12 protein-coding genes are annotated in these 13097 nt (G+C 70.2%); 4 read left to right on the top strand and 8 right to left on the bottom strand.

Features of this window, described 5'->3' with window-relative positions; all coding sequences use genetic code 11:
• Positions 1-2: 2 nt before the first annotated feature.
• From ACIBK0_RS09605 to ACIBK0_RS09585, 5 genes are all read right to left on the bottom strand, one after another.
• Positions 3-1019 (bottom strand): CopD family protein, encoded by a 1017-nt coding sequence (locus ACIBK0_RS09605; RefSeq protein WP_399077436.1) that lies wholly within the window; start codon positions 1017-1019, stop codon positions 3-5.
• A 432-nt stretch (positions 1020-1451) separates the two neighbouring features.
• Positions 1452-2903, bottom strand: coding sequence for a CoA transferase (locus tag ACIBK0_RS09600; RefSeq protein WP_399077434.1), 1452 nt, complete (start codon positions 2901-2903; stop codon positions 1452-1454).
• 7 nt (positions 2904-2910) lie between these two features.
• Positions 2911-3456, bottom strand: coding sequence for a hypothetical protein (locus ACIBK0_RS09595; protein WP_399077432.1), 546 nt, complete (start codon positions 3454-3456; stop codon positions 2911-2913).
• A gap of 75 nt (positions 3457-3531) precedes the next feature.
• Positions 3532-5058: a S8 family peptidase gene (locus ACIBK0_RS09590; RefSeq protein WP_399077430.1), complete on the bottom strand. Its 1527-nt coding sequence runs from the start codon at positions 5056-5058 to the stop codon at positions 3532-3534.
• A gap of 112 nt (positions 5059-5170) precedes the next feature.
• Positions 5171-6697, bottom strand: a complete 1527-nt coding sequence (locus ACIBK0_RS09585; RefSeq protein ID WP_399077428.1) for a S8 family serine peptidase — start codon at positions 6695-6697, stop codon at positions 5171-5173.
• 374 nt (positions 6698-7071) lie between these two features.
• Here ACIBK0_RS09585 and ACIBK0_RS09580 point away from each other — a divergent pair, with 374 nt between their 5' ends.
• From ACIBK0_RS09580 to moaA, 3 genes are all read left to right on the top strand, one after another.
• Complete coding sequence (locus ACIBK0_RS09580; RefSeq protein WP_399077426.1) at positions 7072-7428, top strand: DUF485 domain-containing protein; 357 nt, start codon at positions 7072-7074, stop codon at positions 7426-7428.
• Complete coding sequence (locus ACIBK0_RS09575; RefSeq protein ID WP_399077424.1) at positions 7425-9044, top strand: cation acetate symporter; 1620 nt, start codon at positions 7425-7427, stop codon at positions 9042-9044. Before ACIBK0_RS09580 ends, ACIBK0_RS09575 begins: the two co-directional genes overlap by 4 nt.
• 170 nt (positions 9045-9214) lie before the next feature.
• Complete coding sequence (gene moaA, locus ACIBK0_RS09570; protein ID WP_399077422.1) at positions 9215-10204, top strand: GTP 3',8-cyclase MoaA; 990 nt, start codon at positions 9215-9217, stop codon at positions 10202-10204.
• 92 nt (positions 10205-10296) lie between these two features.
• Here the strand turns inward: moaA and ACIBK0_RS09565 are convergent, their stop codons facing one another.
• Positions 10297-10551 carry a hypothetical protein gene (locus ACIBK0_RS09565; protein ID WP_399077420.1) on the bottom strand — a complete coding sequence of 85 codons (255 nt, stop codon included), beginning with the start codon at positions 10549-10551 and terminating at the stop codon, positions 10297-10299.
• A gap of 211 nt (positions 10552-10762) precedes the next feature.
• Positions 10763-11173 carry a DUF3099 domain-containing protein gene (locus ACIBK0_RS09560; protein ID WP_399077418.1) on the bottom strand — a complete coding sequence of 137 codons (411 nt, stop codon included), beginning with the start codon at positions 11171-11173 and terminating at the stop codon, positions 10763-10765.
• 245 nt (positions 11174-11418) lie between these two features.
• On the opposite strand from ACIBK0_RS09560, the gene ACIBK0_RS09555 reads away from it, so the two are divergent.
• The gene (locus ACIBK0_RS09555; protein ID WP_399077416.1) at positions 11419-11694 is read left to right on the top strand and encodes a GlsB/YeaQ/YmgE family stress response membrane protein; all 276 of its coding nucleotides are present in this window, start codon (positions 11419-11421) and stop codon (positions 11692-11694) included.
• A gap of 99 nt (positions 11695-11793) precedes the next feature.
• Here ACIBK0_RS09555 and tyrS read toward each other — a convergent pair whose 3' ends face one another.
• The gene (tyrS, locus tag ACIBK0_RS09550) at positions 11794-13062 is read right to left on the bottom strand and encodes a tyrosine--tRNA ligase (protein ID WP_399077414.1); all 1269 of its coding nucleotides are present in this window, start codon (positions 13060-13062) and stop codon (positions 11794-11796) included.
• Positions 13063-13097: the final 35 nt, after the last annotated feature.

Here is a 13097-nt window from a genome sequence, read left to right as displayed (position 1 = left end):
GGTCACCACCTGATCGGCAGCGGCAGCGCCGTCAGCGCGCCCGAGACGGCGACGACCACGCCCAGTGCCACGACCTCCGCGCGCGCGGGGGAGCAGGCGCTGAGCGGGTCCGCCGCCCGGCGCAGTCGCAGTCGCGCCCACGCGGCCAGGACGGCGACGGCGGCCACGACGAGCACCTTGGCGAGCAGGGTGCGGCCGTACGCCGTCGACGTCAGCTGGTCCAGGACCGTGCCGGGCGGCATGCGGCGCAGCGCGCTCCAGGTGCCCGTCGCGGTGATCGCCGCGAACAGGACGGCCGCCACGCGCGCGTAGAGGCCGAGCAGCGCGGCACCTGCCTCCGGAGCCGTGACACGCCACTTCCGCAGCATCCGCAGGACGTGCAGCAGACCGCCCGTCCACAGCGCGGCGCACGTGACATGAAGGAGTGTCAGACCCGAGCCGACCAGCGGGCCGTGCTCCGCCGCGGGGTGGGCGCGCAGCGCCTCCGCGACCACCAGCGCGGCCAGCGGCCACACCTGGGTGCCCGGCCGGCGCGAGCGTGCGCACAGCCATGCCACCGCGAACGCGTTGACCTCCAGCAGCGCCAGCTTGCCGTCCCGGGTCCGGTAGAGCCCGCCGACGTCGACGTCGGAGAGGTGGTGCGGCAGCAGATTGCCGGTCGCCACGACGGAGGCGAGCCCCAACGCGGCGACGAACCCGGCGGCAGCGGTGCAGGGCGCCCAGCTGCGGGGCGCGTCCTCCAGCGGCGCCCCGGGCAGGCGGCGGGCCAGCCGGGTCGCGAACAGTTCGCCCGCGGGGACGCACAGCGCCGCGAACAGCACCGTACGCAGCACGGCTATGCCGCCGACGCCGGGCGCCGCGGCCTCGCCCGTACCCTGCAGCGCGGTACGCGGGCCGAGCAGCGGGATCAGGGCCGCGACGGCCACCAGAGCGAGCACGGCGACGGCCCGGCCGGTGGCCCGGCGCCGCGCCGGCTCGCGCTCGTCCGCCACGTCGGCTGGGGGGCTTGTCAACGGCACCTCACGATCTTCAACAGGCCTTACAGATCCGGGCAAGTGGCCGGAAACAACTGGTGGGACGGCATTCCGCCCATAGGTACGTTTCCGGCCGCCCTGAGACTCAGGCCGCCCGAGCCCTGTCCGGGTTCCGTGTCGCGCCGTGCCTTGTCCGGGTCGCGCGGAGCCCTGCGCGGGTGGACCGCAGCGTCGGGGTGGACCGTGCCCTTTCCCGGTCGGACGGGGTCGGGTCCAGGACGGACCGCATCCGGTCCGGGTCTGTCCGGCTCGGGCCGCTCGAGCCCTGTCCGGGTTCCGTCTCGCACCGAGCCCTGTCCAGCTCGCACGGAGCCCTGCGCGGGGTGGACCGCAGCCTGTCCGGGGTGGGCCGCGCCCTTTCCCGGTCGGACCGGGCTGGGTCCAGGACGGACCGCACTCGGCCCGGGTCCGTCCGGCTCAGGCCCACCGAGCCGGGTCCGTCCCCCAACGCCCCGGCGGTCGCGCCCAGTCGGCCGGTCCGCCCGCGAAGGAGACCGGCGGCAGGGCGTACCGCAGCCGTCCGATCCCGCTGTCCCGCTCGGCGAGCCAGGCATGAGGCCGGTCGTACGCCGGCTCCTGCGCCTCCTGCCGCTGGACCGGCCCCGCCGCCTCACCCCGCTCGACCGGCTCCGCCTCACCCCGCCCGGCAGGCCCCGTCTCACCCCCTTCGATCCCGTCCGTGAGCCAGGCCGCCGTGCGCGCCAACGCCAGCCGTACGACGCGGCCGTAACCCTGCTCCGACTGTTCGGTCAGCGCGCGCAGCACGGCCGCCGCCAGCAGATAGCCCGTCCCGTGGTCGAGGGCCTGCGCGGGCAGCGCGCCCGGCTGCTCCGGCGAGCCCTCCGTCGCGGCGATCCCGGTGGCCACCTGCACCAGGCTGTCGAAACCCCGCCGCTCACCCCACGGCCCGTACGCTCCCCACGCCGACAATTGCGTCACGATCAGCCCGGGTTTGCGCTCGGCCAGTGCCTCGGGGGAGAGCCCGAACCGGTCCAGCGCGCCGGGCCGGTACCCGGTGACGACGACGTCCGCCGAAGCGAGCAGCTCCTCGAACGTGCTCCGGTCGGTCGCCAGATCCAGCGTCGTCGACCGCTTCCCGAAGCCGGTGTCCGCGTGCGCGTCGGGGTCTTCGGGAAGCTGCGGCGCGTCCACGCGCAGCACGTCCGCGCCCAGCAGGGCGAGTGTGCGGGTGGCGACCGGGCCCGCGATGACCCGGGTCAGGTCCAGGACGCGCGCCCCGGCGGCCGGCAGCAGGGGATCGCCGTCGAGCGGGGGGAGCGCACGCGCGCGTGCGGTGTCCACACGTTCGTGCTCGATCAACGGTCGCCCGGCCACCGCGATCCCCTGCTCGTGCGTGGCCCACTCCTTGGCCGTGCGCAGCGCGACGGCCAGGCCCCCGGCGCCGTACACCGTCTCCTCGACCTCCGCCGCGGACCGCCCGGCGAGCAGGCCGGCGACGTCCGAAACCGTCGCGTCGTCCGCCAGCCCCAACGCGCCCAGCAGCCTTGCCCGATGATGCGGATAGTTCGCGTGCGTCCGCACCCACCCGTCCGCCGTCCGCCAGAAGCGCGACAGCGGCGCGAAACTGACCGGCGCGCGCCCGTCGATCAGCAGATGCCGCTCACTGACGAACGCCGTGGCGACGGCCCCGTCGTCCACCCGTACCCGGGGCACCTCCGCGAGCCCGGCCCGCCGCGCCCCCAGCTCGGCGGCCGCCAGCGCACACGCCCCCACACACCCCCGCCCCAACTCCCGCACCGGCAGCCGGGCCTCCAGCGCGCCCTCCCGTACAACGGCCGAAACCCGGGGAAGCAGCGCGGGATCTCCGCCCAGCCCCTCCCACACAGCAACCATCGGTGAATGCGTCATACAAGCACTATGCCGGGTGGACTCGATCAACATCAGAGGCGGCCGTCCACCACAGGCGCACCTCCTTGCGTACGTCCGTCGGGCGCAGCTCCCATCCCTGGGCGAGGGCGACTTCGGCGACGTAACCCCCGCCGACGCCCCGGTAGACGTGCAGCGGTATCGCGCACTCGACCGGCGGCTTCGCCTTCTTCGGCTTGCGCGGCGCCGAGGCCGCAGCGGTCCACCGGGCGACCGCCTTGTCGACCCGTGCCCTGTAGTACCCGGTGTCGCCCTCGTGCCGCAGCTCGGGCCACCACACGCACCAGGCGGCCAGGTCACCGAGCCGGTCCAGCGTCCGGTCCATGAACGCGCCGAAGTCGTGCTCGACGCGCTCACTGAACGCGGCGATCACCTCCACCAGGAGACCGATCGCGATGAAGGCGAGCGCCGTCGCCACCCACACCACGCACAGCACCGGGACATACACCACGGTCGCGATGAAACGCAGCACCAACTGCCCCCTGGGCCTGACGGGTTCAGGAGTCCAGTTCGCGGGATCTTCGTACACATGCATGTCCGAGATCCTGCCGTACGTGACGGCCGGGCCGGGCGGATCGTCCGCCCGGCCCGAACCATCTGCACAAGAGCCCTACTTCGTCACGGCGTCCAACGCGTCCGCCGTGCCCCAGCCGTAGAAGCCGTTGTAGTTCTTCGGCCCCTCGCACACCGCGTCGACCTTGCCGTCGCTGTCGATGTCGTAGGGGTCGGTGCACGGTGTGGCGTCGGCCTCGGCGTACAGCAGCGCCTTCACCAGTGCGGCGGGGGCGTGCGGGTGCGTCGACTTGATGAGGGCGGCCACGCCCGCGACATGCGGGGTCGCCATCGACGTACCGGCCATGTAACCCCATGTGCCGCCGGGCAGCGGGCCCAGGATCAGACCGCTCGTGGCGGGCGGGGCTGGCGTCTGGTAGCGCGTCGAGTCGCCGCCGGGTGCGGCGATGTCGATGACGCCCAGGCCGTAGTTGGAGAAGGACGATTTGATGCCCTTCGCGCCGGTTGCCGCGACCGTGACGACGCCCGGCAACTGGGTGGGAATGTCATAGCACTTGGACGGATCGATCACCCGGTCCGACGGGGTCCCGTCGTTCGGCGAGACCGGGTCGGTGATCGAGTCGGCGGCCAGGTCGTAGCTCTCGTTGCCCGCCGCCGCGACGTTGACCGCGCCCTTCTTCTCCGCGTACCGCGAGGCACGGGTGATCGCGTCGACCAGGGCCTTCTGGTCCGGGTCGTCCTTGCAGTTGAAGTACCAGGGGTCGGTGTAATAGCTGTTGTTGGTGACGTCGACGCCGTGCTCGGCCGCCCACACGAAGCCGCAGACCACGGCCTCCGTGTAGAAGTAGCCGGCCGTGGTGGCCACCTTGATGCCGGCGACCTTCACCCCCGGCGCGACACCGGTGATGCCGACGCCGTTCTTGGCACCCGCGATCTCACCGGCCACGTGCGTGCCGTGCGGGCTCTCCGCGGCGGTGGGCCGCCAGGCCCCGTCGGCCGTGTCCGGCTTGCCCGACACGCAGTTGACGGACGCGTCGCGGTCGAAGTTCGGCGCGATGTCGGGGTGCGTGTCGTCGACGCCGGTGTCGATCACGGCGACGGTGACCTTGCTGCTGCCGAGCGTCTTCTCGTGCGCCTTGTCCGCCTTGATGGCGGGCAGGTCCCACTGCAGCGGTTCCAACGGGTCCTGCCCGTCGACCGCTTCGGCGCTCGCGGCCTTCTCCTGCTGGGCGGTGAGCGCCTTCGGCGTGCCCACGTCGGTGGTCGACTGGGCCGGCAGCGGCGCGTTGCGCGTGTTCCCGGCCGATTCCACGCCGTGTACGCCACGCATCGTCTTGGCGAAGTCGGCGTTCGACGAGTGCACGACGATCACACCGATCTGGTCGTACGACGTCACGATGGTGCCGCCCGCCTCGGCGACGGCCTTCTTCACGGAGGCGGAAATGCCGTGCCCGGGGCGGACGTTGACGACATAGCTGAGCGAGGTCGCGTCGGCGGCGGCGACCTGCTGGGCTGCCTCCTGTGCCGACGCGGTGGCGTTCGGCAGGAAGGCGAGGGCCGTCGCCGTGGCCATCCCGAGCGGGATCGCTATGGCGCGACGGGAGCGCTTGTAGGGCGCTGTCATGGAGTCTCCAGTTCGATTCGCGGACGAGCTGTACGAGCCGTGAGTCCTGAGCCGTGCAGAAGCTCAACCGGCGGTTGACGGCGGTTCACTTGAGCCAACGATCGGCAACGGATTACTTGACCGCTCGCAGCGCGTTCACGACCCCGGATCCGTAGAAGCCGTTCACACGCTTGCCACCCACGCAGGTGGCGTCCACGACGCCGTCACCGTCCCCGTCGTACGGGTCGGTCGGGCAACCCGGGTTGTCCGCCTCGGCCTTGAGCAGCGCCTGGAGCTGGGCCGGGGTGGCCCAGGGGTACGTGGACTTCAGCAGCGCCGCGACACCGGCGACGTGCGGCGTCGCCATGGAGGTGCCCTGCAGGAAGCCGTACTGGTTGTTCGGCATCGTGGAGAGGATGCGGCCGTTCTTCGACGGTGTGTCCGGGATCTGGAACTTGTCGCCGCCCGGCGCCGCGACGTCGATCACGCCGTCGCCGTAGCTGGAGAAGTACGACTTGGCGCCCTTGACCCCGGTCGAGCTCACCGTGACCACGCCCGGCAGCTGGGTCGGCACGTCGAAGCACTTGTGCGGGTCGACCGTACGGGTGACCGGGGTCGAGTCGTCGGGGCTGGATGCGTCGACGAGCGCGTCCGAGTCGAGGTCGTCGTTGGAGTTGCCCGCCGCCGCGACGTTCAGTGTGCCCTTCTTCTGGGCGTACAGCTGGGCCCGGTTCACCGCGTCGACGATGGCCCGCTGATCGGGGTCGTCCAGGCAGTTGTAGAGCCAGGGGTCGACGTAGTAGCTGTTGTTGGTGATCTCCACGCCGTGGTCGGCGGCGAAGACGAAGGCGCAGACGACGCTCTCCGGGTAGAAGAGCTGAGTGGAGTCCGGCTCGGCCACCGTGATGCCCGCGACCTTCACACCGGGCGCGACGCCCGCCACGCCGATGCCATTGCGGGCCGCGGCGATCTCGCCCGCGACATGCGTGCCGTGGTAGTGGTCGGCGTCCACGGGACGCCAGGCGCCGTACGTGGTATCCGGCTTGCCGCCCACGCAGTTCGCGGACTGCGAGGCGGAGAAGTTCGGGGCGATGTCCGGGTGGGTGTCGTCGACGCCGACGTCGATCACGGCGACCGTCACGTTCCCGCTGCCCGGGTTGATCTTCGCGGCCTTGTCGGCGCCTATCGCGCGCAGGTCCCACTGGTCGGCCTCGAGGGGCTCCTCGCCCGTGGTGGCGCTCTGCGAGACCTTGGCGGCCTGTGCGGCCGTCAGCACCTGCGCAGCGCCCTCGTCCGTCGTCCCCGCGGGCGTCAGCGGCGCCGTCCGCGTCGCGCCCGCCGACTGCACTCCGCCTACCGCCCGGATCTGCTTCCCGAAGTCCGGGTTGGCGGAATGGACGACGATCACACCGATCTTCTCGTACGCGATGACTACGGTGCCGTCGGCCGTCGCGATCGCCCTCTTCACCGACTCGATGGTGCGGTGGTCCGTCTTGGTGTTGACCACGTAAGCCAGGTTCGGACCGTCCGCGCTCGTCGCGGCGGACGCCGTGCGCGGGGCGGCCGACGCGGCGCCCGGCAGGAAGCCGAGCGAGGCGGTGAGCGACAGGACGACCGGCACGGCCAGGGCGAGGCGGCGTCTGGATCGCAGATGAGCCATGGGATCTCCACATCATCCGGAAAACGGAGCTGCCCGAACACAGGTGGTGCTCGGGCAGGTACATGACGGAGTGGTGCAGGCCGAAGCTATCCCCCGCCCGACCTGGCCAGCAATGACTTCCGTCGATGACTTCCGAAAGAAGTCGGGGGAGTTGAACCGGTCCACGCGTGGCGCCGTGACCTTGAGCAGGGAGCCCGAGGACGATCGAGCCCCCTACCGGATTACGCACAGGAGTCGAATCATCACTTCTGGTCACGTGATCCACATCACTGTGAGGTCAGAACCGCATGTCCGTACCCGAGCCGTCCCCGTCCGCGAGCCCCGACTCGCCCCCGTCCACCGTCGCAACCGCACCCGTAACGCGAGGAGACACCGTGGCCACCGACGCACCGCCACCCTCGAAAGCCGGATCCCCACTCCCCTCCACCGAGGAGTTCGTCGAGGTGCAGGAGGGCGCCGAGTTCGGTGAACTGCGCCGCTCGTACCGCTCCTTCGCCTTCCCGCTGACCGTCGCCTTCATTGCCTGGTACCTGCTGTACGTCCTGCTCTCGAACTACGCGGGCGACTTCATGGGCACCAAGCTCTTCGGGAACATCAACGTCGCCCTGGTGCTCGGTCTCGGCCAGTTCCTCACCACGTTCCTCATCGCCTGGTGGTACTCGCGGCACGCCGCCGCGAAGCTCGACCCCAAGGCCGAGGCCATCAAGTCCCGGATGGAGGGCGACGCATGAGCCCCGCGATCACTCTGGCCGCCGGTGAGGCGAGCGAGCACCGGCCGCTGATCATCACCCTGTTCGCGGTGTTCGTCGCCGCGACCCTCGTCATCACCGTGTGGGCCGGCCGCCAGACCAAGAGCGCCGCCGACTTCTACGCGGGCGGGCGCCAGTTCACCGCCTTCCAGAACGGCCTCGCCGTCTCCGGCGACTACATGTCCGCCGCGTCCTTCCTCGGCATCGCGGGCGCGATCGCCCTCTTCGGGTACGACGGCTTCCTGTACTCCATCGGCTTCCTGGTCGCCTGGCTGGTGGCCCTGCTCCTGGTCGCCGAGCCGCTGCGCAACTCAGGCCGGTACACGATGGGCGACGTCCTCGCGTACCGCATGCGCCAGCGCCCGGTCCGAACGGCCGCGGGCACCTCCACGATCGTCGTGTCGATCTTCTACCTGCTGGCCCAGATGGCGGGCGCGGGCGTCCTGGTCTCGCTGCTCCTCGGCATCACCAGCGACGGCGGCAAGGTCGGCATCGTCGCCCTCGTCGGCGTCCTGATGATCGTGTACGTCACCATCGGCGGCATGAAGGGCACCACCTGGGTCCAGATGGTCAAGGCGGTGCTCCTGATCGTCGGCGCCCTGCTGCTCACCTTCCTGGTCATGCTGAAGTTCAACTTCAACATCTCCGACCTGCTCGGCAAGGCGGCCGACAACAGCGGCAAGGGCACGCCCTTCCTGGAGCCCGGCCTCAAGTACGGCGCCACGTCCACGACCAAGCTGGACTTCATCTCCCTGGGCATGGCACTGGTCCTGGGCACCGCCGGCCTGCCGCACATCCTGATCCGCTTCTACACCGTGCCCACGGCCAAGACCGCGCGGAAGTCGGTGAACTGGGCGATCGGCCTCATCGGCGGCTTCTACCTGATGACCCTCGCGCTCGGCTTCGGCGCCGCCGCGCTGATCAAACCGGAGGAGATCGTCGCCTCCAACAAGGCGGGCAATACGGCGGCACCCCTCCTGGCGCTGCACCTGGGAGGCGTCGACTCCAACTGGGGCGCCATCCTGCTCGCCTCCATCTCGGCCGTCGCCTTCGCCACGATCCTCGCGGTCGTCGCCGGTCTGACACTGGCCTCGTCCTCCTCGTTCGCGCACGACATCTACGCGAACGTCATCAAGAAGGGGCAGGCCACCGAGAAGCAGGAGGTCAGCGCCGCGCGCTACGCGACGATCGCGATCGGCGCCGTCTCCATCGGCCTGGGCGCCCTCGCCCGTGACCTGAACGTCGCCGGCCTGGTCGCGCTCGCCTTCGCGGTCGCCGCGTCCGCCAACCTGCCGACGATCCTCTACAGCCTCTTCTGGAAGCGGTTCACCACGCAGGGCGCGCTCTGGTCGATCTACGGCGGTCTGGTCACCGCGGTCGGTCTGGTGCTGTTCTCGCCGGTGGTCTCGGGCAAGCCCACGTCGATGTTCCCGGACGTCGACTTCCACTGGTTCGCGCTGGAGAACCCGGGCATCATCTCGATCCCGGTCGGCTTCCTGCTGGGCTGGCTGGGCACGATCCTGTCCAAGGAGGAGCCGGACACCGGCAAGTACGCCGAGCTGGAGGTTCGGTCCCTCACGGGCACGGGAGCGCACTGAGTCCGCACCGCCGACGGCCCCGTCGTAGACGCTGGTAGACCACTACTAGTAGGTCCCTACGACGGGGCCGAACCGTACCTCGTGGGATCCGGCCGCTGTCGATGTCAGTTCCGTCACGTAGGCTCGCAGGTGTCTGAAAGTTGTGATCCGAATCGAGGGAGGGGGCCCCCGTGCTCATCGACACCTTTGGCCGAGTGGCCACCGACCTACGCGTCTCCCTGACCGACCGATGCAATCTGCGGTGCACGTACTGCATGCCCGAAGAAGGCCTGCAGTGGCTGGCCAAGCCCGATCTGCTCACGGACGACGAGATCGTCCGTCTCATCGAGATAGCCGTCACCAGCCTCGGCATCACCGAGGTCCGCTTCACCGGCGGCGAGCCCCTGCTGCGCCCCGGTCTCGTGGGCATAGTCGAGCGCGTCGCCGCCCTGGAGCCGCGCCCCCAGATGTCCCTGACGACCAACGGCATCGGCCTCAAGCGCACCGCGACCGCCCTGAAGGCAGCGGGCCTGGACCGGGTGAACGTATCGCTGGACACCCTGCGCCCCGACGTCTTCAAGACCCTCACCCGCCGTGACCGCCACAAGGACGTCATCGCGGGCCTCGAAGCCGCCCGCGACGCCGGCCTGACCCCGGTCAAGGTCAACTCGGTCCTGATGCCGGGGCTGAACGACGACGAGGCCCCGGACCTGCTGGCCTGGGCCGTGGAGCACGACTACGAGCTCCGCTTCATCGAGCAGATGCCCCTGGACGCCCAGCACGGGTGGAAGCGCGAGGGCATGGTCACCGCCGGTGACATCCTCGCCGCACTGCGCACGCGGTTCGAGCTCACCGAGGAGGGCGCCGCCGAGCGCGGCTCCGCCCCCGCCGAGCGCTGGCTCGTCGACGGCGGCCCGCACCGCGTCGGCGTGATCGCCTCGGTCACCCGCCCGTTCTGCTCGGCCTGCGACCGTACGCGGCTGACGGCCGACGGCCAGGTCCGCACCTGTCTGTTCGCCACCGAGGAGACCGACCTGCGGGCCGCGCTGCGTTCGGGCGCTCCCGACGAGGAGATCGCCCGCATATGGCGGGTCGCGATGTGGGGCAAGAAGGCGGGCTCGGGGCTGGACGACCCCTCGTTCCTGCAGCCGGAGCGCCCGATGTCGGCGATCGGCGGCTGAGCCACACCTCACGGGACTTCGGCGACTGAGCGAACCGCTCGGTGGACTCCGGTGACTGAGCGAACCCTCCCCGGTGGACTCCGGCGGGTGAGCTAACCCGCTGGGGAATCCGGCGGCCGGGGCTCCTCCCACTCGTCGAGCTTCACGACGTCCTTCAGGAACCCGCGCACACCAAGGAACTTGGACAGATGCTCGCGGTGCTCCTCACACGCGAGCCACGTCTTGCGACGCTCCGGTGTGTGCAGCTTCGGGTTGTTCCAGGCAAGCACCCACACGGCATCGGCACGGCAGCCCTTGGCCGAGCACTGGGGAGTCGCGGGGGAGGAATCGGGGAGCGGGAAAGTCACGGCTCAACCCTAGACGGCCCCCAAAAGGCGACGCCGAGCAGCCACGGGGGGAGCTGCCCGGCGTCGGTCCGTCGCTCCGACGGGGGATGCGGAGCGCGTACGAAGTATGTCACGGGTAACCCGTCGCCCGGCACCGGAACAACATGATTGATCTGAGCTTTTCTTGAGCTTGGTGCGCGGCCGGGTTCCGCTTTCGGAGGATCCTCCGTGTTCAGGTCGGGGTCACGTCAGGTCGTGCGCCGTGCCCCGCAGGCGCGTCCCCGAGGTCGGCCGCGACATCTTCCGGGACGTCCTCCGGGACGGATTCCGCGAAGCCGTCCTCACGCGGCGGAGCGATCATCGGACGGGTGGGGACGTTGACGAACGTCGAGGGAAGCGACGGAGCGTTCTCCCGGCCCGCGTTGGCGATCACCACGGCGATATAGGGGAGAACCAGCCCGAGCACCAGCGCGACGATGGCGACATGCCGCTCGACGTTCCACAGCGTGGCGGCGAGGATTACGGCGACCGTCCGGACGGACATCGAGATGACATAGCGGCGCTGCCTGCCCCGTACGTCCTCGTCGAGTCCCTGCCTGGCCCCGGTGATCCGGAAGACCTGGACATTGCTCTGCTTGCGCATCGCGTTCCACCACCCGCCTGTGTCGGACGCTCCCCGGTCCGTACCCGGTCCGAACCCGGTGAAGGAAGCAGGCCCGAACACGTCCCACGTTACGCCGCGGCTGCGTCGCATTCGAGACCGGGTCATGTCCTGACCGGTCGGACATGATGCGTCGTACCGCGTATGGCTCCGCACGACATGCGCCGTATGGCGGGCAGCCCGAGACTGGGCGTACTGCTCGCGCAGAGCCGTACTAGGAGGCAGACATGGGCTGGTTGTGGGCGATCATCGTCGGGTTCGTGCTGGGCCTGATCGCCAAGGCGATCATTCCGGGAAAGCAGCACAGCCCGCTCTGGCTGACCACCATCTTCGGCATCCTCGGCGCGATCGTCGGCAACGCGGTCGCCCGTGCGGTCGGCGTGGAGGCCACCGCCGGCATCGACTGGATGCGGCATCTGTTCCAGCTCGTGGCCGCGATCATCATCGTGTTCCTGGGGGACATGCTCTACATGGCGGTCCGGGGCAACAAGGTGAAGGCCTGACGGCACGACCCGACGGCTCGGCGGTGCGACCGGCAGGCGTGGCGGTAGGACGTAGGGGGCGGCCCGTGACGGAGCCGCCCCCTACGTGCATGCTCGGGCTCAGCCGCCCGTGACCTCCACCGCGGCAAGGTTCTTCTTGCCCCGGCGCAGCACCAGCCAGCGCCCCTGCAGCAGGTCCTCCTTGACGGGGGTCGCGTCCTCGGCGGCGACCTTCACGTTGTTCACGTACGCCCCGCCCTCCTTGACCGTGCGGCGCGCGGCGGACTTGCTGGCCACCAGGCCGACCTCCGCGAAGAGGTCCACGACGAGAGCGAGCTCGGCGACCTGGATGTGCGGCACCTCCGAGAGGGCGGCGGCCAGCGTCTTCTCGTCGAGCTCGGCCAGCTCGCCCTGGCCGAAGAGGGCCTTGGACGCGGCGATCACGGCGGCCGTCTGGTCGGCGCCGTGCACCAGCGTCGTCAGCTCCTCGGCCAGTGCGCGCTGCGCGGCGCGGGCCTGGGGTCGCTCCTCGGTCAGCTTCTCCAGCTCTTCGAGTTCCTCGCGGGACTTGAAGGACAGGATCCGCATGTACGTCGAGACGTCCCGGTCGTCCACGTTCAGCCAGAACTGGTAGAACGCGTACGGCGTCGTCATCTCGGGGTCGAGCCAGATGGCGCCGCCTTCGGTCTTGCCGAACTTGGTGCCGTCCGCCTTGGTCATCAGCGGCGTCGCCAGCGCGTGCACATTGGCGTGCGGCTCCACGCGGTGGATCAGATCGAGACCTGCGGTGAGGTTGCCCCACTGGTCGCTGCCGCCCTGCTGCAGCGTGCAGCCGTAGCGTCGGTACAGCTCCAGGAAGTCCATGCCCTGCAGCAGCTGGTAGCTGAACTCCGTGTAGCTGATGCCTTCCTCGGACTGCAGGCGCCGGGCCACGGAGTCCTTCGTCAGCATCTTGTTGACGCGGAAGTGCTTGCCGATGTCCCGCAGGAACTCGATGGCCGACAGGCCGGCCGTCCAGTCGAGGTTGTTCACCATGACCGCGGCGTTCTCGCCCTCGAAGGTCAGGAACGGCTCGATCTGTGAGCGCAGCCGGGTCACCCAGTTCGCGATGGTCTCCGGGTCGTTCAGCGTGCGCTCCGCCGTCGGGCGCGGGTCACCGATCTGGCCCGTCGCGCCGCCGACCAGGGCGAGCGGGCGCAGGCCCGCCTGCTGAAGGCGGCGCATGGTCAGGACCTGCACCAGGTGGCCGACGTGCAGGCTGGCCGCGGTCGGGTCGAAGCCGCAATAGAACGTGACGGGACCGTCCGCGAGCGCCTTGCGCAAAGCATCTTCGTCAGTGGACAGGGCGAACAGACCCCGCCACTTCAGCTCGTCGACGATGTCCGTCACGGTTCTCGTATCTCCTTCAGTGGTCTCGTAATCAG

It is taken from the genome of Streptomyces sp. NPDC050564, from assembly GCF_044457265.1.
GTDB lineage: Bacteria > Actinomycetota > Actinomycetes > Streptomycetales > Streptomycetaceae > Streptomyces.
Note: the sequence above shows the minus strand (reverse complement) of the source record. Positions and strands in the feature narration are given on the sequence as shown.